At 35.8% G+C, this 24,492-nt stretch carries 24 protein-coding genes; 14 read left to right on the top strand and 10 right to left on the bottom strand.

Annotated elements, in window-relative coordinates; all coding sequences use genetic code 11:
- Positions 1-13 precede the first annotated feature (13 nt).
- Complete coding sequence (locus DZB84_RS01515; RefSeq protein WP_189655112.1) at positions 14-409, bottom strand: Hsp20/alpha crystallin family protein; 396 nt, start codon at positions 407-409, stop codon at positions 14-16.
- A 153-nt stretch (positions 410-562) separates the two neighbouring features.
- Between DZB84_RS01515 and selA the strand changes: the two genes are divergently transcribed.
- The gene (gene selA, locus DZB84_RS01510; protein WP_116350484.1) at positions 563-1,963 is read left to right on the top strand and encodes an L-seryl-tRNA(Sec) selenium transferase; all 1,401 of its coding nucleotides are present in this window, start codon (positions 563-565) and stop codon (positions 1,961-1,963) included.
- 39 nt (positions 1,964-2,002) lie between these two features.
- Here selA and DZB84_RS01505 read toward each other — a convergent pair whose 3' ends face one another.
- Positions 2,003-2,146 carry a small acid-soluble spore protein P gene (locus DZB84_RS01505; protein ID WP_116350483.1) on the bottom strand — a complete coding sequence of 48 codons (144 nt, stop codon included), beginning with the start codon at positions 2,144-2,146 and terminating at the stop codon, positions 2,003-2,005.
- Between the two features lie 125 nt (positions 2,147-2,271).
- On the opposite strand from DZB84_RS01505, the gene DZB84_RS01500 reads away from it, so the two are divergent.
- Entirely contained in the window at positions 2,272-2,526 is a 255-nt protein-coding gene (locus DZB84_RS01500; RefSeq protein WP_116350482.1) for a hypothetical protein, read from the top strand.
- A gap of 41 nt (positions 2,527-2,567) precedes the next feature.
- Here DZB84_RS01500 and sspO read toward each other — a convergent pair whose 3' ends face one another.
- Complete coding sequence (gene sspO / locus DZB84_RS01495) at positions 2,568-2,717, bottom strand: small acid-soluble spore protein SspO (RefSeq protein ID WP_116350481.1); 150 nt, start codon at positions 2,715-2,717, stop codon at positions 2,568-2,570.
- 221 nt (positions 2,718-2,938) lie between these two features.
- On the opposite strand from sspO, the gene acnA reads away from it, so the two are divergent.
- The 6 genes from acnA (at position 2,939) to DZB84_RS01465 (ending at position 7,891) form a co-directional block, all read left to right on the top strand.
- Entirely contained in the window at positions 2,939-5,647 is a 2,709-nt protein-coding gene (gene acnA, locus DZB84_RS01490; protein ID WP_116350480.1) for an aconitate hydratase AcnA, read from the top strand.
- Between the two features lie 247 nt (positions 5,648-5,894).
- The gene (locus tag DZB84_RS01485) at positions 5,895-6,416 is read left to right on the top strand and encodes a TlpA family protein disulfide reductase (RefSeq protein ID WP_223254358.1); all 522 of its coding nucleotides are present in this window, start codon (positions 5,895-5,897) and stop codon (positions 6,414-6,416) included.
- Between the two features lie 160 nt (positions 6,417-6,576).
- Positions 6,577-6,708, top strand: coding sequence for an FbpB family small basic protein (locus DZB84_RS01480; protein WP_116350479.1), 132 nt, complete (start codon positions 6,577-6,579; stop codon positions 6,706-6,708).
- 101 nt (positions 6,709-6,809) lie between these two features.
- Positions 6,810-6,947, top strand: a complete 138-nt coding sequence (locus DZB84_RS01475) for an acid-soluble spore protein N (protein WP_116350478.1) — start codon at positions 6,810-6,812, stop codon at positions 6,945-6,947.
- A gap of 156 nt (positions 6,948-7,103) precedes the next feature.
- Positions 7,104-7,337, top strand: coding sequence for a small acid-soluble spore protein Tlp (gene tlp, locus DZB84_RS01470; protein ID WP_223254357.1), 234 nt, complete (start codon positions 7,104-7,106; stop codon positions 7,335-7,337).
- Between the two features lie 128 nt (positions 7,338-7,465).
- Entirely contained in the window at positions 7,466-7,891 is a 426-nt protein-coding gene (locus DZB84_RS01465; protein WP_116350476.1) for an acyl-CoA thioesterase, read from the top strand.
- A 40-nt stretch (positions 7,892-7,931) separates the two neighbouring features.
- On the opposite strand, the gene DZB84_RS01460 is transcribed toward DZB84_RS01465, so the two are convergent.
- Positions 7,932-9,119, bottom strand: a complete 1,188-nt coding sequence (locus DZB84_RS01460) for a CapA family protein (RefSeq protein ID WP_116350475.1) — start codon at positions 9,117-9,119, stop codon at positions 7,932-7,934.
- 192 nt (positions 9,120-9,311) lie between these two features.
- Here DZB84_RS01460 and DZB84_RS01455 point away from each other — a divergent pair, with 192 nt between their 5' ends.
- A complete protein-coding gene (locus DZB84_RS01455; RefSeq protein WP_116350474.1) occupies positions 9,312-11,096 on the top strand; it encodes a S9 family peptidase in 1,785 nt (594 codons plus the stop codon).
- 154 nt (positions 11,097-11,250) lie between these two features.
- Here the strand turns inward: DZB84_RS01455 and plsY are convergent, their stop codons facing one another.
- Entirely contained in the window at positions 11,251-11,862 is a 612-nt protein-coding gene (gene plsY, locus DZB84_RS01450; RefSeq protein ID WP_116350473.1) for a glycerol-3-phosphate 1-O-acyltransferase PlsY, read from the bottom strand.
- Between the two features lie 317 nt (positions 11,863-12,179).
- Between plsY and DZB84_RS01445 the strand changes: the two genes are divergently transcribed.
- From DZB84_RS01445 to ytvI, 4 genes are all read left to right on the top strand, one after another.
- Complete coding sequence (locus tag DZB84_RS01445; protein ID WP_116350472.1) at positions 12,180-12,593, top strand: CoA-binding protein; 414 nt, start codon at positions 12,180-12,182, stop codon at positions 12,591-12,593.
- A gap of 237 nt (positions 12,594-12,830) precedes the next feature.
- Complete coding sequence (gene parE, locus DZB84_RS01440; protein WP_223254356.1) at positions 12,831-14,795, top strand: DNA topoisomerase IV subunit B; 1,965 nt, start codon at positions 12,831-12,833, stop codon at positions 14,793-14,795.
- A gap of 7 nt (positions 14,796-14,802) precedes the next feature.
- On the top strand, positions 14,803-17,247 hold the full coding sequence (gene parC / locus DZB84_RS01435; RefSeq protein WP_116350470.1) for a DNA topoisomerase IV subunit A: 2,445 nt from the start codon (positions 14,803-14,805) through the stop codon (positions 17,245-17,247).
- Positions 17,248-17,417: 170 nt separating this feature from the next.
- Positions 17,418-18,473: a sporulation integral membrane protein YtvI gene (gene ytvI, locus DZB84_RS01430; protein ID WP_116350469.1), complete on the top strand. Its 1,056-nt coding sequence runs from the start codon at positions 17,418-17,420 to the stop codon at positions 18,471-18,473.
- 152 nt (positions 18,474-18,625) lie between these two features.
- On the opposite strand, the gene DZB84_RS01425 is transcribed toward ytvI, so the two are convergent.
- Both DZB84_RS01425 and DZB84_RS01420 read right to left on the bottom strand, forming a co-directional pair.
- Positions 18,626-19,153, bottom strand: coding sequence for a hypothetical protein (locus DZB84_RS01425; RefSeq protein WP_116350468.1), 528 nt, complete (start codon positions 19,151-19,153; stop codon positions 18,626-18,628).
- Between the two features lie 322 nt (positions 19,154-19,475).
- Entirely contained in the window at positions 19,476-20,657 is a 1,182-nt protein-coding gene (locus DZB84_RS01420; RefSeq protein WP_116350467.1) for an alanyl-tRNA editing protein, read from the bottom strand.
- Positions 20,658-20,783: 126 nt separating this feature from the next.
- Between DZB84_RS01420 and DZB84_RS01415 the strand changes: the two genes are divergently transcribed.
- The gene (locus DZB84_RS01415; RefSeq protein WP_116350466.1) at positions 20,784-21,041 is read left to right on the top strand and encodes a hypothetical protein; all 258 of its coding nucleotides are present in this window, start codon (positions 20,784-20,786) and stop codon (positions 21,039-21,041) included.
- 87 nt (positions 21,042-21,128) lie between these two features.
- Here the strand turns inward: DZB84_RS01415 and DZB84_RS01410 are convergent, their stop codons facing one another.
- From DZB84_RS01410 to DZB84_RS01400, 3 genes are all read right to left on the bottom strand, one after another.
- Positions 21,129-21,473, bottom strand: a complete 345-nt coding sequence (locus DZB84_RS01410; protein ID WP_116350465.1) for a hypothetical protein — start codon at positions 21,471-21,473, stop codon at positions 21,129-21,131.
- A 630-nt stretch (positions 21,474-22,103) separates the two neighbouring features.
- Positions 22,104-22,817 (bottom strand): methylamine utilization protein MauJ, encoded by a 714-nt coding sequence (gene mauJ, locus DZB84_RS01405; protein ID WP_116350464.1) that lies wholly within the window; start codon positions 22,815-22,817, stop codon positions 22,104-22,106.
- A gap of 488 nt (positions 22,818-23,305) precedes the next feature.
- Positions 23,306-24,085, bottom strand: coding sequence for an SDR family NAD(P)-dependent oxidoreductase (locus DZB84_RS01400; protein ID WP_116350463.1), 780 nt, complete (start codon positions 24,083-24,085; stop codon positions 23,306-23,308).
- Between the last annotated feature and the right edge of the window lie 407 nt (positions 24,086-24,492).

The raw sequence follows: 24,492 nt of genomic DNA, 5'->3' as shown, positions 1-24,492 counted from the left end.
GTCCTGTAGCTTTTTACAGGACTTTTATTTTGATTTTGCTTTTCTTCTTTTTACGTTTGCTATTTTTTTTGATGTATATTTCAAGAATTTCATTTCGAAATAGCGCTTCTATTTTCTTTTTTTCTAATTCGAAAGGAAGGGTAACAATTCTTTCGGTTAAAAGTGTATCATTTGGAGGTTTTTCGCAATCTGTCACCTTGATAAGGATGGAATCGTTTTTGACATGTAGCTGGATTTGCTCGGGCTGATATCCTGATAATTCAGCCTCAATAATGTATTCATTTTGTGTTTCAAACAAATCAATTCGAAATTGATAATCGTCTAAAAGGTACGGGTCTTCGAGGAATTGTTTCATCCAGTCCTCTAATCCATTTATGGAGAGAGGATTTGAATCATCGAAATTATTCATGTTATGAACCTCCATGTCATTCTATATTTAAGGTATTCAAGAGGAAGGCTGTTCGTGATAATGAAAACATAGAAAAGGTACAAACTGTTGGAATGTCAACTGAAATTATGTAAGAATAGACATACATATGTAAGTTTATGTGGAGGAATCGGCATGAAAAATAAAGTAAAACTACTTCCAGCCATACATGATCTACAAGCCCATCCATCCTTTGAACAATTTCTGACTCTGCATCAAGTGGAAAAGGATTATTTGACGAGCGTGTTGCGGGATGTAGTCACAAAGATTCGAGATGATATCATTCATGGAAAGTGGGATAAACAGATTTCATCAAAGGAAGAAATGATGGATATTATCTTCCAAGAAGGGGAAGAAGAGCTAGTAAACAGAACAAAATATTACTTAACCAAAACAATCAATGCGACTGGAACAGTTTTACATACAAATTTAGGACGAGCTAGACTTAGTGACCAAGCGATTCAACATGTGGTAGATATCTCAAAAGGCTATTCCAATTTAGAGTATGACATAAGCGAGGGGAAGCGGGGCTCACGCCATTCAATTGTGGAATCCCTCCTTAAGGAGTTAACAGGTGCCGAGAGTGCGATGGTGGTAAACAATAATGCAGCAGCTGTCTTTATTGTTTTGCGTGCATTAGCTAAAAACCAAGAGGTAATTGTTTCGCGTGGACAATTAGTGGAAATAGGTGGGGCATTTCGCATATCCGCGATTATGGAGGAAAGTGGAGCTAGGCTAGTTGAGGTCGGTACTACCAATAAAACACATCTAGAAGATTATGAGAATGCGATAACTGAGGAAACAGCCATGATTCTTAAGGTACACACAAGTAATTTTAAGACGATTGGTTTTACAAAAACAATTGAGGTTTCAGAATTGGTCAGACTGAAAAAAGAAAAAGACAATCTTGTTATTTATGAAGATCTTGGAAGTGGCGTCCTATACGATTTTAAACAGCATGGAATTGGGGATGAGCCTGTCATAAAAGAAGTTCTTCAACAAGGTGTGGATCTTGTATCATTCAGTGGGGATAAGCTTCTTGGTGGCCCACAGGCAGGTATTATTGTTGGAAAAAAAGAATTAATTAATCAACTAAAAAAACATCAACTTGCTCGGGTTTTACGTGTTGATAAGATGACATATGCAGCTCTTGAAGCAACTTTATTTTCCTACCTGAAAGGAAGATATTCGGAAATTCCAACAATAAGGGACATCGTTGTTCCAAAAGAGGAGATCATGGAACGCTGTCATCTATTTAGGAAATGTTTATTAGAACAAACAAATCATTTTACCATTCAATTAAAAGAGGAAGGATCACCAATCGGTGGCGGAACAATGCCTGGAGTTGAGGTACCAACTCATGTAGTTTGTATAACACATCCAAAAAAGTCAGCAGAGGATATCGCAGTAAAGTTACGTCAGCACTCTACACCAATCATTGTACGGATTAAAAATAACGAAGTCGTCCTTGACTTTCGAACCATTGAAAAAGAGGAAATGAATGAAATTGTAAAAGCTTTTACATTGATAGAATAAAAAGCCGCTAGTAGTGCGGCTTTTTATCATGATATATCTTTACATATCGTGTCCAGGGTTATTATTTTGTCTTGAATGGTTGCGGTTTTTTACTTTTTTCGAACCACTCAGTGGTTGTGGTTGACTTCCGGTGCTTTGTCCACCATTTGCTCTAATATCCTTGAATGTATTTTTTTCACCCATATTTTATCCCTCCCTTATGTATTAGGATAGTATTTTTCCACTTTTTTATGCGATTGTGTGCCGAATGATTTTTTGGAAAAAAGGTAAGCTATAATTGCACGAATTACCTTAAGGGAGTTGAAAAAATGCCGTATCATAAAAATCAACAACAAGCATTCCAAGCTGCACAGCAAGGAACAGAACAAGCGAAGGATGTTTATACAAACATCGTTAGCAATGATCCTGACTATGGTACTCATTTAAAACGATTGAAAAATGAGGTTAATGAAGCCTATCAACAAATTGAAAATGCGTTGGAAGTGGCATCAGAGCACCAAAAATCTCAACTTCAGCAATTTCAACAGGATCTACAATCTATTATGAATGAAGTTAACGAATAAAAAAGTAAGCCCGCATTAGCGGGCTTTAATTTATAAAAAATTTATTGATTTTTCTTTCGCTTTTTATTGTTTTGACGTTGTTCTGCCGTTAATGGCTCATTTGCAAATTCTTCATTATACCCCGCTCCAATACCTTGTGCGCTTGCATCATTCATTCCAGGTCGAATATGATTTGCTTTACGTTTCGACATTCTATTCACCTCCGACCTTATTTTATACTTTTTTCAACAATTTATCCTTCAAGATGATAAGTAAAACTTATAAAGTATAATAACAATCTTGTTATTTACTTATGTATATAGTTATATTAATATATGTTATGCGGGGGATTTAATTGGAGAGTTTAAAATTCCTCTTAAATTTCGACAATTGTGTAAAATTGCGTTATTATTATAACAAAGGGGGTATACATATGGCAAAGCATGATGTATTTAATGCACGTTCTTCTTTCGAAGCAAACGGCAAAAAGTATAACTATTATAGCTTACAAGCATTAGAAGATGCTAAAATTGGTAACGTTTCAAAATTGCCATATTCCATTAAGGTTCTTTTAGAATCTGTATTACGTCAAGTTGATGGAAGAGTAATTACAAAGGAACATGTTGAAAATTTAGCAAAATGGGGAACTAATGAATTAAAAGAGGTTGATGTGCCATTCAAACCATCACGTGTTATTCTTCAAGACTTTACTGGGGTACCTGCTGTAGTTGATTTAGCATCACTTCGTAAGGCAATGGCTGACATGGGTGGAGATCCACAAAAAATCAACCCTGAAATTCCGGTAGACTTAGTTATTGACCACTCTGTACAAGTTGACAGAGCAGGTACATTAGATGCACTAAAATACAATATGGAGCTAGAATTCGAGCGTAACGCTGAGCGTTATAAGTTCTTAAGCTGGGCTCAAAAAGCATTTGATAACTACCGTGCAGTACCACCTGCAACAGGTATTGTTCACCAAGTAAACCTTGAATATTTAGCGAACGTAGTTCATGCAGTTGAAGGTGAAAACGGTGAGTTCGAAGCATTCCCAGATACACTTGTAGGTACTGATTCTCATACAACAATGATTAACGGTATCGGTGTACTTGGTTGGGGTGTTGGAGGAATTGAAGCTGAAGCTGGAATGCTTGGACAGCCATCCTATTTCCCAGTACCAGAAGTAATCGGGGTTAAACTGGTTGGTACATTACCAAATGGTACAACAGCTACTGACTTAGCGCTCAAAGTAACTCAAGTATTACGTCAAAAAGGCGTTGTTGGTAAATTTGTTGAATTCTTCGGTCCTGGTGTTTCTCAACTTCCACTTGCTGACCGTGCAACTATTTCTAACATGGCTCCAGAATATGGTGCTACTTGTGGATTCTTCCCTGTTGACGAAGAAGCATTAGAATATCTTCGTTTAACTGGTCGTGATGAAGAGCAAGTTAAAGTTGTAGAAGAATACTCCAAAGCAAACGGCTTATTCTATACAGCTGATGCAGAAGATCCAATTTTCACAGATGTGGTTGAGATTAATCTATCTGAAATTGAAGCAAATCTTTCTGGTCCTAAGCGTCCACAAGATTTAATTCCACTTTCAAAAATGAAAGAAGCTTACCACACTGCATTAACTGCAACTGGTAACCAAGGCTACGGTTTAACTCCAGAAGAAATCAAAAAGGAGATTACTGTAAAATTCAATGATGGTGAAGAAGTACAAATGAAGACAGGTGATATCGCAATTGCTGCGATCACAAGCTGTACAAATACTTCAAACCCATATGTAATGTTAGGTGCAGGTCTTGTTGCAAAAAAAGCGGTTGAAAAAGGCCTAGAAGTACCTAAATATGTTAAAACATCTTTAGCACCAGGTTCTAAGGTAGTAACAGGTTATTTAGAAGATTCTGGTCTACTACCATACCTTGAAAAGCTTGGCTTTAGTACAGTTGGTTATGGTTGTACAACTTGTATCGGTAACTCAGGTCCATTAGCACCAGAAATTGAAAAAGCAGTTGCTGAAAATGATCTAGTTATTACTTCTGTACTTTCTGGTAACCGTAACTTTGAAGGACGTATTCACCCACTAGTGAAAGGTAACTACCTTGCATCTCCACCACTTGTAGTGGCATATGCATTAGCTGGTACTGTTGATATCGATCTTCAAAAAGAACCTATCGGTAAAGATAAAGACGGCAATGATGTATTCTTTAATGACATCTGGCCAACTGCAGAAGAAGTTAAAGCTGAAGTTAAAAAGACTGTTACACCTGAGTTATTCAGAAAAGAATACGAGCGTGTATTTGACGATAACGAGCGTTGGAACGCAATTGAGAGTACGGATGAAGCACTTTATGTGTGGGATGAAGACTCCACATATATTCAAAACCCACCATTCTTTGAAGGGTTATCTAAAGAGCCAGGTGAAGTTCAGCCACTTAATAGCTTACGTGTAGTTGGTAAATTCGGTGACTCCGTAACGACTGACCACATTTCACCGGCAGGTTCGATTGGTAAAGATACGCCAGCAGGTAAATACCTACAAGAAAAAGGAGTAACACCTCGTGACTTTAACTCTTATGGTTCACGTCGTGGTAATGACCGTGTCATGACAAGAGGAACTTTCGCGAATATCCGCATTCGCAACCAAATCGCTCCTGGAACAGAAGGTGGATGGACTACTTACTGGCCAACTGGTGAAGTTATGTCTATCTACGATGCATGTATGAAATACAAGCAAGATGGAACTGGCCTAGCTGTTATCGCTGGTAACGATTATGGTATGGGTTCATCACGTGACTGGGCTGCGAAAGGTACTAACCTACTTGGCATTAAAACAGTTATTGCTGAAAGCTTCGAGCGTATTCACCGTAGTAACCTTGTATTAATGGGTGTATTACCATTACAATTCAAACAAGGTGAAAATGCAGAAACTCTTGGCTTGACTGGTAAAGAAGAAATTGAAGTTCAAATCGACGAAAATGTAAAACCACGTGACTATGTCAAAGTTACGGCTACTGACGAAGAAGGTAATAAGAAAGAATTTGAAGTATTAGTTCGTTTCGACAGTGAAGTTGAAATTGATTACTACCGTCACGGTGGTATCCTTCAAATGGTTCTTCGTGAGAAAATGAAGGGTTAAAAACGAAAGGCGAAAGCGACCGTTTAACGACGTACGGACTGGACTGAACCTGACTTATCGTACAGAAGGTGAGGGAAGTCTCGCTAGTCGTTGGGAGCAGAAGCTAGACATTACGCTTAATTCTAGGGCAGTTTTGTGGAGTTCACAAAACTGCCTTTTAATTTTATTCTTTTATATGGTTAAATAGATATAATGGAAATTGAAATTATACATGACATTTGCGGAAATTTTACGGAGGATTGAAATCGTGAAAAAAATAGTGATTGCACTCGTTTTAATAGGACTAGTAGGATATGCTGTTTTTGAATTTGTTCAAGATCAAAAAAGAGGCGTAACCGGAATCGAGATTGGAAATTCAGCACCTGAATTCGAACTTCAATTGTTAAATGATGAAAACGAGACAATTCGTTTATCCGATTTAAAAGGGAAAAAGGTTGTTGTAAATTTTTGGGCTTCATGGTGTAAACCATGTCGTGAAGAAATGCCAGAAATTCAAACATTTTATGAAAATAAAAGTGATGATGTTGAAGTGCTAGCCGTCAATATGACAGCTTCCGAAGTCAAGGCAGAAAATGCACATAAATTCGTGGAAGGTAAGGGTTACACATTTCCACTTTTAGTAGATCCTAAAAACCAAGCCAGTAGTGATTATAAGGTTTTGGGTTTACCTGAAACGTTTTTCATTAACTCTGATGGGACGATAAATGATTTTATAAAAGGTCAAATGGACTTAGAAATGCTTGAAAGCAAAGTCAAAAAATTAAAGTAACAAAAGGAACCAATAGTAGATTGGTTCTTTTTTTTGCGTATTTTTCAACAAAAACCGACCTTTTTTAAATTTTTAAATAAATTTTCGAAAATTTGTAATAATTTCAGCCGTTTTTGGAGATTATTACTATTACAATAGTAATTAGAGGAAGGTGAGAAAATTGAGAAAAGTTAGAAAGGTATCGTTTGCAGACTTGGTCAAAGAAAACAAACAACAATTGTTAAAAGACCAAGAAGCAATGGATCGAATTGAGGCAAGACTAGAACAAAAAAGATTAGAAAAAGCTGAGTAAATTTCCATCAAAATCCTTTACTGAATATAATCTCCACTCTTCTTTTTACATGAGAATCACCTTTCCGGGTGATAATGAAAAGGAGGAGGGGGAAATAAATAATGCCGCAAAAAGACCATGAACAATTCAAACCTAACCATATTGGTACACAACCACGTGGATTTGGTGGAAATAAAGGTAAAAAGATGCAGGACAAATCTGGGAAGCACGCTCAGGTTATGCAAACAAAAGGTGAATAATTACGTATTCACTGGATAAAAGGACGTTATAGCAACGTCCTTTTGTTTTTGCGAAAATATTCCTTTTTTTACATGAGAATTCTCTACCTTTTAGAAATAAATTTTTTATATATGAAGCAAAATAGAGGTGTACGACATTACATAGGAGGAATAGGCGTGACACACAACAAACCGAAACCAGACGATCGAAGTGATAATGTAGAAAAACTACAAGACATGGTTCAGAACACAATCGAAAACATCGAGGAAGCTCAAGAATCTATGGAGTTCTCAAATGCAGAAGAACGCCAACGAATTCAAGCGAAGAATGAACGTCGTGAAGAATCAATAGCGGCTATGAGAGAAGAGATTAAAGACGAAGCAGCAGATCGTGAAAATGGGTACCAATAACATGAAAGAGTATGCCTGATTGATGGCATACTCTATTTTGTTTTCATTTATTTTTAAGAGCCTTTCCATTTATGATACTATATTTGTATAAATAAAACTTTTATAACAAGAGTAGGGAGAGAACCGCATTGCTCATTTCAAAGAAGGAAGTCGAAGTACGTTACGCAGAAACAGACCAAATGGGTGTCGTTTACCATGCAAATTATTTAGTTTGGATGGAATTAGGAAGAACCCAGTTAATTAAGGATTTAGGTTTTAGTTATGCAGCTATGGAAAGTGATGGTATCATTTCTCCTGTAATTGATTTGCAGGTTTCTTACAAAAAACCATTAAGATATGGAGAAACAGCACTAGTGAAGACATGGATTGAACATTATGATGGCCTTCGCGTTATTTATGGATATCAAATTGAAAGGCCAGATGGGGAGGTATCAGTGAATGCAACCTCATCCCATGTTTGTGTAAAAAAAGACTCATTCCGGCCAATATCGATTAGAAAACACTATCCTGACTGGCATGAGGCATATGAAGATGCTAAAAAGAAAGAGGAATAAAGATCACAAGGCATATCGAAGGATATGCCTTGTGTTTAATCTATTGCTTCGAATCCAGCCATTGATTCATGTGATGAGTCATTTCATCATATTTACTAGACGCATTGCTTAACCCAAAATTGTTTGCGTCTTGGAGTGGTACGACTTTAAAGTTTTTATAGTGACTATTTGACACAAATGTTGGTGCAAGTTGTGGATTTTGAACATGGATGATGGTTTCATCCTTTGATTTTACCTCTTTGACAATTTCGACCTGTAAAACCCCGCCAATATCTTTATAATCCCACATCTGTCCAGATAAGAAATTTCCTAGTGAGTAGACAACAAATGTTTGATTACCATTTTTACCTGTTAACCAATCCATTGGCTGTAATACGTGGGGATGATGACCAATAATGATGTCAACGCCCTCATCTGCAAGCTGTTGAGCTAGTTGTTTTTGATAATCACTCGGGTATAGTTGATATTCATTTCCCCAGTGCATACTAACTGAAACGACATCTGCTACTTCTTTGGCTGCTTTGATGTCTTTTTTTATGAATTCCATATCAATTAAGTTAACGAGGTAGTCTTTTCCTTGTGGCACAGGAATACCATTAGTCCCATATGTGTAAGATAGGAATGCTATGCTGATTCCATTTCGATTTAACACACGTATTTTACTTTTATCTTCTGGACTCTGATAACCTCCTGTATATTCCATACCAATCTTATTTAAATAATTAGTTGCACTTAAAATTGCCTTTTCGCCTCGGTCAAGCGTATGGTTATTTGCGATAGAAACAATATCGACACCCGCATCCTTAAATGCATCAGCAACCTCAAAAGGGCTATTAAAGCTCGGATAGGTCGATAATCCAATTTCAGTTCCACCAACGATTGTTTCCTGATTGGCAATCGTAAGGTCTGCATTTTCTAGTAATCCCTTTACATTTGCAATCATTGGTTTGAAATCATATCCATTGCTTGTCTTCGCATCATCATAAACAATTGAATGAATTAATATGTCCCCAATTGCTGCAAGTGTCATTGAAGTTGTAAATGGCTTAAATTCCGGCTCTGTCTTTTTATAATCGTGATTATGGGCAATGTAGTCTTTAGTAACAGAATCAGCTTTAACATTATTTAGTGTAAAATAAACACCTAATGGAATAAGCAATAAAATAAGTAGACTAATAAGGTATTTCGTGATATTAATTTTTTTTCGTTTCCTTCTACTTGTTCTCATATGACATTGCACCCCGTAATGTATGATAATTCTACTATAATACAAAACTATGAAAAAATGTTAGAAATTTATCGAATATTGTCTATTATCTTCAATGTATTTCATAAGTCGAAATAAGTTGGAAGGACAATTTGAACGTCTGTCGAATTAAATAAAGAGAAAATTAAACTATGTTGAAGTAGGTGTTTAGTAATGAAATTCCAAAAGCCAGATGTAGAACAGTTTTTTAGAACCTTTGGTATTCAAAGTTTTACGGTTAGTCCTAATGAAAAACAGTTAGTATTTAGCACGAATTTGAGTGGGACATATAATCTTTGGGCAATGGATTTACCAAATCAATTTCCTTATCCACTCACTTTCATTGATCAAAGCTGTCAAGAGCTTACCTATGATAAAAATGGTCAATTTTTGATTGCGGGCTTTGATAAAGATGGGGATGAAAATACTCAATTATATGCATTACAGCCACAAGGTGGGGAGTTAAAGCCTGTAAGAATACATGAAGGGCATCGTCACATGATAGCAATACTATCAAAGGACGGAAAGAAATTGTTTTACACTTCAACGAAGGATAATGCTATGTGTTTGAATTCTTATTGTTTTGACTTAGAAACGGAAAAAGAGTGGATTATGAACGAAGGTACTGATGCGGCGACTTATTTAACCGCTCTAAGTCCGAATGAAAGTAGTCAAATCTATTTAAAACATTTTGCAAATACATATTCGTTAGCCTTTTTACATAAAGACGATAGGGAATATCGCTTAACACCAGAAACGGATAAACAGCATACTGTTTCAGATGTATTGTTTACATCTGAAACAACGATTTACTTATTAACAGATTATGATGATGATTTTTCGTATCTGGCCAAATATGATGTGAATTCAAAGCAATTTTCAAAGGTTGTTTCACTTCAAATGGAAGATTTTAAATCAATTAAATATCATGAGCAATCTCAAACGATATATATTGTGAGTGAGAAGGGCGTGGAGGATTTTCTATATGCCTTTGACATCCAATCTGGTGAATTGAAGAAGCTGGAGACTCCAGCATCTGTGATTGAAAAATTAGTTGTGACAGAAAGTAATAACTTATATGTATTGGGACGTTCTGCTACAAGTCCATTTAATATTTATAAGCGCTCGGCTAATGACCATACATGGGCAGCATGTACTAATTATGGGGTTCCCGGGGTAAAAGAAGAGGAGCTTGTTCATCCTAATGTAATTACGTATCCATCATTTGATGGTCTAGAAGTTGAAGCGCTCTTTTTTAAGGCGAATAAGGATGTTTCGAATGGACATGTCATTCTATGGCCGCATGGTGGTCCGCAGTCTGCGGAAAGAAAGTCTTTTCGAGCGATGTTTCAGTTTTTAGTGAATCGTGGTTATAGCATTTTTGCACCGAATTTCCGTGGTTCAACCGGTTACGGTTTGGAATTTACGAAAATGGTAGAGGGTGACTGGGGGCATGGACCTCGCCTAGATAATATCGAAGGATTGGAATGGTTAATCAAAAATGGCTATGCAGATCGTGACAAAATTCTACTATTAGGTGGCAGCTATGGTGGATATATGGCACTTCTACTCCATGGCAAGCATTCTGAATATTTCAAAGCTGTGATTGATATTTTTGGCCCAAGTGATCTTTTCTCCTTTATTGATTCCGTTCCCGAGCATTGGAAGCCGGTCATGAATCAGTGGGTAGGTGATCCTGTGAACGACCGTGAAAAGTTAATCGAGTATTCACCGATTACTCATTTAGATGGCATGGTAAAGCCGATGTTAGTAATCCAAGGGGCTAATGATCCACGTGTTGTAAAGGCAGAATCTGATAAAATCGTACAGGCTTTGCAAGATAAAGGCAGGGAAGTCGAATATCTTGTACTGGAGGATGAGGGGCATGGTTTTTCGAAGAAGGAAAATGAAATAAAGGTAAACCGTAAAATCCTCGAATTTTTTGATCGATTTATCTAAAGAAATGAAAGACGTGTGACCTAAAAGGCTCACACGTCAATTTTTATTGTCTAGTTCCAGGCGTTATCAACTCTCTAGCCTAGCTAATTGTTTCGGAAGTTTGTCAGTTCTCGTTTTATGCGTGTCGACTATTACTGGGCGCTTAACACTTTTCTTATAACCATTTAATCTTCGGTTCTGTTTTGTTTTTAATCCGAGAAATGTTTGCACGGTGACGATAAAATACAAATGCCGCTAGTAATGAAACAACGATGATTAAAGGATAATCTGTTTTAATAAAAATACTATACACAATGCTGAATGTGATACAATAAAGGGCAACTAGCATAGAAGATAAGGAAACCATTTTCGTCAATTTTAAGAAAATGAAAAAGCATAATAAGGTCGTTAGGAACAGGATAGGATTATAGCCCAACAGAACTCCACCAGAGGTTGCGACTGCCTTTCCGCCTTTAAAGCCTGCAAAAATAGGATACATATGGCCGACAACCGCCACCATACCAACTAATAATGGGAAATAATCTGGAAATGTATCACCCAATAATAAAGAAGGAAGCAAAGTTGCCAAGGTTCCTTTTAAAATATCAGCGCTTGTTACAATTAACCCGGCTTTTTTACCAAGTGTCCGGAATGTATTGGTCCCACCTAAATTTCCGCTGCCATGCTCCCTAATATCAATACCGTAGCCAACCTTCCCAACGATTAACCCAGATGGGATTGATCCAAGAAGATAAGCTAGGAGAATAATAATAAGTTCTACTACCATACACATAACTCCTTTAATAAAATATAGATAAGTGCTTGTGTGCAACATTGTACAATTTGAACTTAGATGAACATCTCTAGTTTTGGCAGATTGTTCTGTTCTTATAATACCATGCTTGTACAAGTATTCTCATTATACTAGAAATTTTTCCTTACAATGATTTTTTTTATAAATTTCAACAAAAAATAGGTAAATATCAAATAGGAAACAATCATTAGCGGTTAAAAAACAAAATAAATGAAGGAATATCTATGCTTGGGACCGAAATACTATGAGAGATATCAAATTGTCTACTATTTAAAAAAGGGGATTCAAATATGACAATGGAAATTCCAACTCGTGCTGAACTTGGTGAGATATTAAAGAAAAGTAAAAGGATTGCTGTTGTAGGTTTATCTGATAACCCTGAAAGAACTTCCAATATGGTGAGTAAAGCAATGCAGGACGCTGGATATGAAATCATTCCTGTAAATCCAACAATTGATGAGACTCTAGGTGTAAAAGCTGTAAAATCACTTAAAGAAATTAAAGGACATATTGATATTGTCAATGTTTTTCGCCGTTCTGAGTATTTAATGGATGTTGCAAAAGATTTTGTTGAAATTGATGCAGATGTATTTTGGTCCCAGCTTGGTTGTGTGAGTGAGGAAGCATACAATTTCTTAAAGGATCGTGGATATACCGTTGTCATGGATCGCTGTATCAAGGTTGAGCATGCGCTGACAAAATAACAAATCACGAGACAAAAATCCTTGTTATTACACAAGGATTTTCGCCTTTTTTCGAGAAACGGTTTGCCAAATCTGGATAAAGATATAAAATAAAAGGTAGGGCATCAAAAAACAAAACATTTGTTCTGTTAAGTAAGAAATACTTCTAATAGTACTACTTATATAGAGAGAGGCTAATTTTTAGCTATGTGCTTGGGTAAACTCCCAAGTGTTTTGTATATGAAAGGGGTATGTTTTTTGGTAAAGCAACAATTTGATTACAATGATGATGCGATTCAGGTACTAGAGGGACTTGAAGCTGTTAGAAAGAGACCTGGTATGTATATAGGAAGCACAGATAGCAAAGGTCTTCACCACCTTGTTTATGAAATTGTAGACAACTCTGTGGATGAGGCACTATCTGGTTATGGTAATCACATCATTGTTAAAATCCATAAAGACAATAGTATAAGTGTCCAGGATAAAGGACGTGGTATGCCAACGGGAATGCATAAAATGGGTAAGCCAACACCTGAAGTAATTTTCACAGTGTTACACGCAGGTGGAAAATTTGGACAAGGTGGGTACAAAGCAAGTGGAGGTCTCCACGGGGTTGGAGCTTCTGTTGTTAATGCATTATCAGAATGGCTAACTGTTACGATTAAGCGTAATGGATTTATATATGAGCAGCGTTTTGAAAACGGTGGAATACCTGCTACCACGCTTGAAAACATTGGGAAGACGAATCAATCAGGTACAACGATTCATTTCAAACCAGACCCAACGATTTTTAGTACAACTACTTTTAATTTTGAAATACTTAGTGAACGCTTGAGAGAATCGGCCTTTTTATTGAAAGGGTTAAAAATAGAGATCATTGATGAGCGAAATGATTTTCTGGAAGTTTATCATTATGAAAATGGTCTAGAAGCGTTTATAGACTACTTGAACGAGGAAAAAGATACTTTACATCCTGTTGTATCTTTTGAGGGTATTCAGAACCGGATTGAAGTAGACTTTGCTTTCCAATTTAATGATGGGTATTCAGAAAATATCTTATCCTTTGTAAATAATGTTAGAACAAAGGATGGAGGGACTCATGAAGTTGGATCAAAGACGGCATTAACTCGTGCTTTTAATGAATATGCTCGGAAAATCGGCCAATTAAAAGAGAAAGATAAAAACCTTGATGGCTCTGATATTCGTGAAGGGTTAACGGCGATTGTGTCTGTTCGTATTCCTGAAGAACTTTTACAATTTGAAGGTCAAACAAAAGGTAAGCTCGGAACAAGTGAAGCTCGTTCAGCCGTAGATTCAGTTGTATCAGAAAACCTTGCTTATTTCCTTGAGGAAAATCCAGATGTGAGTACCCTTCTTGTAAAAAAAGCAATTAAAGCTTCCCAAGCAAGAGAGGCTGCAAGAAAAGCAAGAGAAGAAGCTAGAAGTGGAAAAAAACGAAAAAAATCCGAAACGCTATTAAGTGGTAAGCTAACTCCTGCTCAATCCCGAAACCCTGAAAAAAATGAACTTTACTTAGTTGAGGGTGATTCTGCTGGAGGTTCAGCCAAACAAGGACGCGATCGTCGTTTCCAAGCAGTTCTTCCATTAAGGGGTAAGGTTATCAATACGGAAAAGGCAAAGCTTGCTGATATTTTTAAAAATGAAGAAATTAATACAATCATTCATACAGTCGGTGGTGGAGTTGGTGCAGACTTTACTGTTGAGGACATCAATTATGACAAAGTTGTCATTATGACAGATGCTGACACCGATGGGGCACATATTCAAGTCTTGCTCTTAACGTTCTTTTATCGTTATATGAAGCCTTTAATTGAAGCGGGTAAGGTCTATATTGCCCTTCCACCACTTTATAAGGTAAGTAAAGGAACAGGTAAGAAGGAAGTCATAGAATATGCATGGAGTGATGACGAGTTAAAGGATGCTATTAGCAAAGTAGGAAAAGGTTATATCATCCAGCGCTATAAAGGTTTAGGAGAAATGAACGCTGACCAACTATGGGATACAACCATGAACCCTGAAACGAGAACGCTTATTCGAGTCCGAATCGATGATGGAGCAAGAGCCGAGCGTAGAATAACAACACTTATGGGCGATAAAGTAGAACCACGTCGTAAGTGGATTGAATCAAATGTTGCCTTTGGTCTTGAGGATGATTCGAATATTTTGGACAATGAAAATTTATCGGTCGTAGAAGGGGAGTAACAGATAGATGGTACAAGCAGAAAAATTTCGCGATCTGCCTCTTGAGGAGGTAATCGGTGATCGCTTCGGTAGATACAGTAAGTATATCATTCAAGATCGTGCATTACCTGACGCAAGGGATGGTCTAAAGCCAGTTCAAAGACGGATTCTATATGCGATGCACGTTGAAGGAAATACTAGTGAAAAAGGTTTCCGTAAATCGGCCAAAACGGTTGGTAATGTAATTGGTAACTACCATCCACATGGTGACACTTCCGTATATGATGCGATGGTTCGTTTGAGCCAGGACTGGAAGGTTCGCAATGTTTTAGTTGAAATGCACGGAAATAACGGTAGTAATGATGGTGACCCACCAGCAGCAATGCGTTATACGGAAGCTCGCCTATCAAGTCTTGCTTCCGAGCTTTTACGTGATATTGAGAAAAATACAGTTGAATTCATTCCAAACTTTGATGATACAAGTAAAGAACCAGTTGTATTACCTGCCAGTTTTCCTAATTTGCTCGTAAATGGTTCGACTGGAATCTCGGCGGGATATGCAACAGATATTCCTCCACATAATCTTGGTGAGGTCATAGATGGCGTCATTAAAAGAATTGAAAATCCAAATTCTACCGTCGATGAGCTTATGCAGGTGATTAAGGGTCCTGATTTTCCAACAGGTGGTATTATTCAGGGCATTGAAGGAATTAAAAAAGCCTATGAAACCGGAAAAGGAAAAATCATTGTGCGCGGTAAAGCGGACATCGAGGATCTTCGCGGTGGAAAACAGCAAATTGTCGTAACGGAAATTCCATATGAAGTGAATAAAGCGAATATGGTTAAAAAGATTGACGAGATTCGCCTAGACCGAAAAGTGGAAGGGATAAGCGAAGTCCGTGATGAAACAGACCGAACAGGCTTGAGAATTGTCATTGAACTAAAAAAAGACGCGGATGCACAGGGAGTTTTACACTTCCTCTATAAAAATACTGATCTTCAAATAACCTATAACTTTAATATGGTTGCGATCTTAGATAGAAGACCAGTATTAATGAGTTTACCGAGAATTTTGGATGCGTATATTAACCATCAAAAAGAGGTAATCACCAATCGTTCTCACTATGAATTAGAAAAAGCGCGTGACCGTCAGCATGTTGTAGAAGGACTTATTAAGGCTTTATCCATTTTAGATGAGGTCATTGCAACAATTCGAGCTTCAAAAGATAAAAAGGACGCAAAAAACAACTTAATCGCTAAATTTGATTTTTCAGAACCTCAGGCAGAAGCGATTGTTTCCTTGCAACTATATCGTTTAACAAATACAGACATCACAGCACTACAGCATGAATTTGATGAACTCAACAAAAAAATTAGTGAATTAGTTGAAATTCTTCAAAATGAACGCAAGCTGTTACAAGTAATTAAGACAGATCTAAAACGTGTGAAAAAGACATATGCCGATAATCGCCGTTCAAAAATTGAAGATGAGATTGAAGAGATTAAAATTAATCTTGAGGTTATGATTCCGTCTGAGGATGTTATTGTAACAGTGACCCAGGATGGCTATGTAAAACGAACAAGCCCTCGATCCTATGCCGCATCAAATGGTCTTGATTTTGGCATGAAGGATACGGATCGATTGTTGCGCAAATTCGAAATCAATACAACGGACACCTTACTACTCTTTACAAATAAAGGGAACTATCTATATGTTCCAGTACATGAGCTTCCTGATATTAGATGGAAGGACCTAGGCCAGCACGTTGCTAATATTATAAGTATTGACCGCGATGAGTCCATCATTGAAGCATTCCCGGTTACAAATTTTGACCTGCCGGAATATCTTCTTTTCATCACGAAAAATGGAATGGTTAAAAAATCAGAGCTTTCGTTATATAAAGCACAGAGATACTCAAAACCACTTGTTGCGGTTAATTTGAAAAATGATGATGAAGTCGTAAATGTTCACATCACAAATGGAAATATGGACGTCTTCTTAGTTACACATCTAGGCTATGGACTATGGTTCGGGGAAGAAGAAGTAAATGATGTTGGGCAAAGAGCAGCAGGGGTTAAAGGGATTAACCTAAAAGACGACGATTATGTTGTCGCTGGATACGTTGTACCACCATCCACACCAGCTGAATTAACGATTGTTACACAACGTGGAGCAGTGAAGAAAATGAAAATCACAGAATTTGAAAAAGCAACCCGTGCAAAACGTGGATTAGTCATGCTTCGTGAGTTAAAGAATCATCCACATCGCATTGCAGGAGCACATTTTATTACAGAATTAGATCAAATTTTCCTTAAAACTCAAAACGGTAAAATTGAGTCAGTCGATCCAAATTCATTACGTCCAAATGATCGCTATAGCAATGGTTCGTTTGTAGTTGATTCAGATGAAGCGGGAGAAGTAATTGATACATGGATTGTCACGCACGAAGAAACCAATGATGAAACAAAATAAACATATGAAAAACAGCTACTAACTGGTAGCTGTTTTTTGATGATGTGAACTTGTCAAACCAAATGTCTTAATTTCGAAAAATATTTATATTTTAAATATCTCTGCTTTACTGTACAATAATTTTATAAGATGTCGGATCTATCAGGTAGAGAGTAGGTAATATTGAGAAAATGGTTAAAAAATATATTAATAAAAGAAATATCCTCCTTGTCATCGCATTAATTGCGGTATTGTATTTATTACCAATGTCAATTTCATTAATATTAGCCTTTTTAACGGCTCTTTTACTGGAGCCAGTTGTTAATGTATTAATCACAAATTACCGAATCAAACGAATCTATTCTGTAACAATAACCTTTGTTGTCTTCATGGTATTCGTACTATTTTTGGGATATTTATTAGTCAATGTCATTATTAATCAATTGATTACGATTGTAAAAAATATACCGTTCTATGTCTCAAGTATTGATACGGACCAAATCATTGCAACCTTTCAAAAATTTGAAACCTATTTTGAAGATTTACCAAAGGAAGTCTTGGATTCCATTATGAATACTCTATATTCCTTCCAGGATTTATTGATTGTTATAGCGAGGAATATTACAGAAGGGACGTTTGGTTTTGTTTCAAGTCTTCCACAACTTTTGTTAGAGCTAATTGTGTATTTAGTTGCAGCTTTCCTTTTCATGAACGATCTACCAGGAATTAAAAACAGGCTTAAGGAAATGTTGCAGGAGAGTACAATTGAAAAGGTTAAAATTGTAACCACCCAATTGAAAAAGATATTTGTCGGCTTTTTAAAAGCACAAATCGTACTGAGTGGTGTCACATTTATCATCACTTATATTGGGCTTTGGATTTTAGATGTTAAGTATCTTTTAATCCTTTCATTGCTCATTGTTCTTGTCGATTTACTACCAATACTTGGAACGGGATCTTTTATTGTACCGTGGGCCATTTTTGTGTTAATTAACGGCAACACCAAACTTGGAGTCGGATTATTAATTCTATTTGTACTCATTACCGTGATTCGAAAAATTATCGAACCAAAGGTATATTCACAAAGCTTTGGTATTAGCGCTTTAGCAGCACTAATCAGCATGTATTTAGGATTTAAAATAATTGGGATAGTTGGTTTATTACTTGGACCGCTTCTCGTCATCCTTTACGATTCATTAACAAAAGCTGGCGTAATCAACCTCAGTTTTAATTCGGATAAAATATAAGAAAGCTACCTAAATGGTAACGGGTTCGGTTCAGAAGTACAAAATGATAAAAAACAGTAAAAAAAGATAGTCATACAGTTGCATATTAGTACCTTAATTAGCAAAAAAAAATAACAGTAAAAAGGAGCATGTTCTTTATGCTCCTTTTTACATTATTTATGTAATTCATCAATTGTCTTGAAAATTCTTGAATACATTTCTTTAATGTGTTCATCAGTCTTTTCATCATTATACAAACCATATTCCCATTTTTTTAACCTATCATCTTCTTGTGATTTAAGAACGCCAGTAGCATAACTACCAGTCCAATTCGAAGTTTTGTCATACTCCAAATCCTTTTCAGTAAAAGGTACAAAATTATCAGTTCCAATAAAGAAAAATGGAATTGTTGAATTTAAGTAAACATCTGCATATTGGCTTTCGGCAGCCTCTGAAAGATTATCTTCCCTGATAAAGACTGCATCATAAGACTTCAATTCTTCACTTGTCATTTCATCAAATGAAATTTCTGTAAATCTTACTTGTTCCTCTTTTACTTCTGGTGATTCCCCAACCACTGCTATTCTTAAAGAATGTCCTTCATACAGTTCAAAATTTGGGCTTGAAGTACACGCTGTTAGAGCTACTGTTAGAATTGTTAAGATAAAACATAAAAAAATCTTTCCTTTTAATTTATTCATATGCAACCCCCTTTAACATATTTTAACATAATATCCCAAACGACTAGTTAAATAAATAAGTCGAGCTAAACTGCTCGACTTACTATGCCAAATTAGCATCAATTTCAACACATAATTGGTATACTGATTGTTGGTCAGAAGTCAATTGCTAATTATTGTGTTAATTCTAATGCTATTATGGAGGATATATTTCTATAAATGTTGATATACCGATAAATAAAGGGAGTCCAATACAAATGCGAATTTAACTCCCATTTGTATTACCTTTTTACATTTTGAACTCAACAACCGAACCCGTTACCTCTATGGGTAGCTTTTTCACTTATATTGCTTCTAATATTTTTGTTTCTAAAAATGTTTTAAATGTTTCTAAGTCTCTTTCATTATCAAAAGCTGCTTGGGCAGTGGTATTGTTGCCGCCACCTTTCCCGTGGTAATTTTTTAATTCTTGTTTGAATAATTGACCACACTGGACCGGGACTGAACCATTGTGTGAGATAAGCAACTTATTTTCAAGTGTAGTAGTAAAAATCACACATTTATTTGAGACTTCATTGATCTGTTTTGCAATGCCTTGGAGTTCTTTTAACGATTTATCTTCAAAGTTCTCAATAATGATGGGCTCGGTATGAGTTTGAATCAGTTCCTGAGCTAAAAATTGATTTAATTTTCCTTTTAACTCCTCAATTTCTCTTTGATATTGTTTGTTTTCCATTTCGATTTTGCTGATTTTCTCAATGAGACCCTCACGATTAGTACTGTACTGGTTGTTTAAAGTCATTAAAACCGAATGCGTTGCTTGATAATCATGAAGGGCTCTACCACCGAAAATAAAATAAACACGTGTATTTCCTTTACTTTTTTCTGTTTTTAATAGCTTCATTAATCCTAATTCTCCAGTTCTAGAGACATGTGTACCCGCACATGCTGATGTATCATATCCTTCAATCTCAACAATCCGCATTTCATTTCCTTCAACATCAGGCATTTTTCGAAGAGGAAGGGCGCTAGCTTGTTCCTTAGTAACAAAAAATGTTTTGATTTGCTGGTTTTCATGGATAGCTTTATTCACCTTGTTTTCAATATGTAATAGCTGATCATCACTAAATTCCGGTACACTCAAATCAATTGATACTGTATCTTTACCCAAGTGAAAGCTTGATGTGTGTGCATCATATTCTTCGATACAAATTGCTGACAGCAAATGCTGACCTGTATGCTGTTGCATATGATCAAATCTTAGCTCCCAATCAATCTGACATTCGACAACCTTGTTTTCTGGGGGATGGGGGAGTTTATGGTATACTTCTCCAGCTTCCTGATAAACATCCAACACTTTAATGTTGCCAATCAAGCCAGTGTCCGAAGGTTGTCCGCCGCCTTCAGGATAAAATGCAGTTTCTTTAAGAGTAATAAGGCAGTAATCATCTTTTGTAATCATATTGGTAACTTCGGTTTTCCAATTTGTTAAGTATGGATTTTCATAATATAGCTTTTTTGTCATCTAGTATTCGATCCTTTCGACATCAGATATTAAAAACATACTAGAAAAATAAAAAAGATTCAATTATGAGTTGTAATAAATAGAAGGGAGGAGGAGCAATTTAAGAGTAGAATAGGAGGTAATGATATGGAAGTGAACAGTCTAATTAGTGGAGATATTGAAGAAAATGCATTTGTTTTAACACAATTTAAGCATATGAAAACACAGTCTGTCATAAGTAGGGAAAGGCTTGAGGCGCTTTGCGATTATTTAATGAAAAAGGTAGAAAGTGGGGAACAGGAGCATTTTATCACGTTAAATGATCAGATGCCGGTTAGGATCAATCACTCTGAGATGGAGGAGCTGCTGCAAGAATTGATCGATATTCGTGGGAAGTTAAGTTAAGTTTAAATTCCGTTCTGAAGAAAGAGTTAGTTTATTATAATTATATTATGTAAACTAAAATAAAGAAAATCAAAGGGAGGGTTGGAATTACACATTCCGATATTTATCTATGATAAATTCCATCCCAATTTCGATTAGTGTATTTGTATGAGTATGAAGTCTTCGTGCACGATCTTTTAGCAATTCATATTGAACATGACTAAATGTTGTACCCATTTGAATTCGATCCTTAGGTCTAACTGGAGCTTTGAATTCTTTAGGTTTCTTATAAGTATCTAATACATAATCAATTCCTTCAGCTAGCAATTGATTAAACGGAACTTGCATGTGATTTGCAATTTCTTTAATTTGATTGAGCAAATCACGGCTAATTGTTGTATTTTTAGTTACACGATCAGCATTATGCGGTCTAATTTTGCTTTCGTAAGGCATATGTAGAACAACTCCTGATTTAAATTAAAATTTAGTCGTGGTATAAATTCAATTAAATAGTTAGATATATGTAACCATGAGTTACGATTTTAAAACAATAGATTAGTTAACAGCAATTAAGTTAATTATAGCATTGTTTTGCTATATTTCGGTTACTTTTAACTAAGTTCTGAGAATAGATATTATGTTAACTAGAATAAAAGTTAAATAGTTAGGTAGAATGGTTAGCTACCTCTCGTTCGTTGAAGCAAAAGTGTATTCATAATCTGGAGTACTTCCCTTTTAACAAAAATAAGTAATACTAATTATTATTTAAAATTAGCTCTATATAATAAATCGTACTAATAGCATCCTTAATATCAAAAACATTTAATTGTTCTTTGTGTAACATGGTAAGTAAATCAACAATACGAAGAAATTTATTAAAATAAAACAGGTTAGGAATGGAATGGTTTTAACTTCTGGTTTCCTCCAACCTAATGCTAGTTGACAAATAAATAAAAAATGCATTGTGATTTTACCTGTGAAATCAAGTGCGTTTTACGATGTGTGAATTACTATGTTTGCACTCCTAAAGTAAACCCTCTACAAGTAATGTCGGTGGTTTTTAAATAAAAGCAATGTTCACTTTTAACTAAAAATTGCTTTTAAGACTAGGTTTGATAAATTTGCTGTATTTTTCATAACTTGTCCTCTAATAAGTTCGATATCGGTTAACTTATTTGTATGTCCAATGTGATTTCGAATCCAAGTAAAAATAGTTTCCTCAACTATAATTTCTTCATTTTTTAAGTTTGTTTTTACCCTTTTTAAGGTCTCCACATTATTCATAGTACTTTTGATATATGATTCTAGCTTTGCCTGATTCCCAAAAATATCATAAATAATACTATAAAGGAACATAAATTTTCCAAAGGGGTCGGAGATTTCCATAGCAGATTTATATAACCTAAAAGATATATTTTCTTCTAATGTACATAATAAGCCTCTATCAGTAATTCTATCCTTAATCTTTTCAAAATTGTCTTCTATAGTCCCAACATAGTCAAAACTTCCCTTTAGGAAGATTGTATCTGTAAATTCATGAACTTCAAGGTGTTTTACACTATATCCATATAAATAAAGTAATAAATTTGTAAAGTCATTTAAGTATTTTTTAGTTAGTTTCTTTGCTGATTCTAAATCAGAAATCTTATCTTTGAAAGTAAAGTGAAAATAAATATAGTTTTCTTCCTTTTCGTTTTTGTATATTTTTAGACTAATAACATTATTATCGTCATATTCAAAATAAAGAGGTTCAAAAAGGATTTTTCCGATTTCACCTCTATATTTAATAAAACTCATATAATTCCACCTACTATTCGCATATTTTACCATTTAATTTTAATAAACTGTAGCATGTTTTCTGTAGAAAGTAGTCCGAATTGGAGACTCCTCCCCACTCCCCTTGTTGGCTCTTTACATCACAAGAAACAAGGTAACATCAACAATTAGTCCAAATCCACAAAAAATGAATGTATTTTCCTAGGAAGCCCTTTGTATGTGTCCAGTGTTTTTTGTTAAGTAAGATGCTACTATCGTAAGGTAAACCCCATAAAAATATTGTATAAGGTAAATAAGCAGTAACAGGTATTCTCAAGAACCGTACTACACATAATCGTTAAATTAATAGATTGTTAGAAGCAGTGTGATTTCTGATGTGAAATCCACTGCTTCTATTTCTATAGGTGATTTTATTTATGCTTTTTCATATGCGAGTAATTTTAAAGAGAAACGGTTTAGTTTATTATTTACTTCACTTATTGACCATCCGGTTCTAGGTCCGAAAAACTTTATTTTGTTACGATGGAAACTCCACCATCAACAATGATATTTTGACCTGTAACAAAGGAAGATTCTTTAGAAAATAACCAGGTTACCACATCTGCCGCTTCGGAAGAGGTCCCCATTCTTCCTAGGGCATTCAGGCTGTTGTACCTTTCTTCTAACCGTTCTGATTGCTCTTCAGTCAAGTTTTCAAATTTTCGTTCCATCATCGGAGTCCTGATTGCACCAGGTGTAATGGCATTAACTCGAATTCCTTTATTTCCATATTCTTGGGCGACTCCGCGGGTTAATGCAAGAATTCCACTTTTCCCAGCTGCATAAGCTGTCGTGTATGCCGAACAAATTAAGGCATCCAGGGATGATGTATTAACGATTGAACCACCACCATTTTCAATCATAGCTTGCAGCTCATACTTCATACACAACCAAACTCCTTTGATTGTAGAGCCCATCATATGATCGAAGTCTTCTTCACTGAATTCATGTGTCAATGCAGGCGTACCTTCTGCATTTCCCGCATTATTAAAGGCAAAGTCGATTCTTCCAAATGTGTCCACTGTTTCTTTTACCATCTGTTCTACTTCTGTTCCTTTGCTTACATCAACTGATAGAAAAAGAACATGTGGACTAATCTGTTTCAGTTTTTCTAGGGCTGAGTTTCCTCGTTCCCTATTACGACCTACTATGACAACTTTTCCTCCCTCAAGAAGTAATTGTTCTGCTACGGCTAGCCCAATTCCAGAAGTCCCCCCGGTAATAAGCGCCACTTGATTTTCAAATTTCACACCATCCACCCCTTATAGTTAGAACTATCTAAATTTTAACATAAAGGGAAATTAACAAGGAACTTTATTTAATGGAATCCACAATAAAATAAAGGCTTAGTGACGGACTTTTCAGGGCTGTCATACTTTGTTCAGTTTCATTTCAACAACCATATTCGACACTATTCATATCTTGAACGGTCACAATAACCCCATCCATATTGTTACTAGAGTCCTCAACACATATTGTTCATTTGGGGCGTTAAATGTCCTACTTTTGGAAAGTGGATAATATGAAATCTTGTATTTTCACCATCAATAGTAGTTTCATTGTACTGCGTAGCAAAGAGCCTTTTTTAGATGACAGTTCTTGTAAAACTAATGGTTCCGTTTTGTTTAAAAACCCGCTCAATGCAATTCATATAGTA

This window comes from Bacillus sp. HNG (assembly GCF_003400205.1).
Taxonomy (GTDB): domain Bacteria; phylum Bacillota; class Bacilli; order Bacillales; family Bacillaceae_L; genus Ferdinandcohnia.
This window is presented reverse-complemented; position numbering and strand designations above follow the sequence as displayed.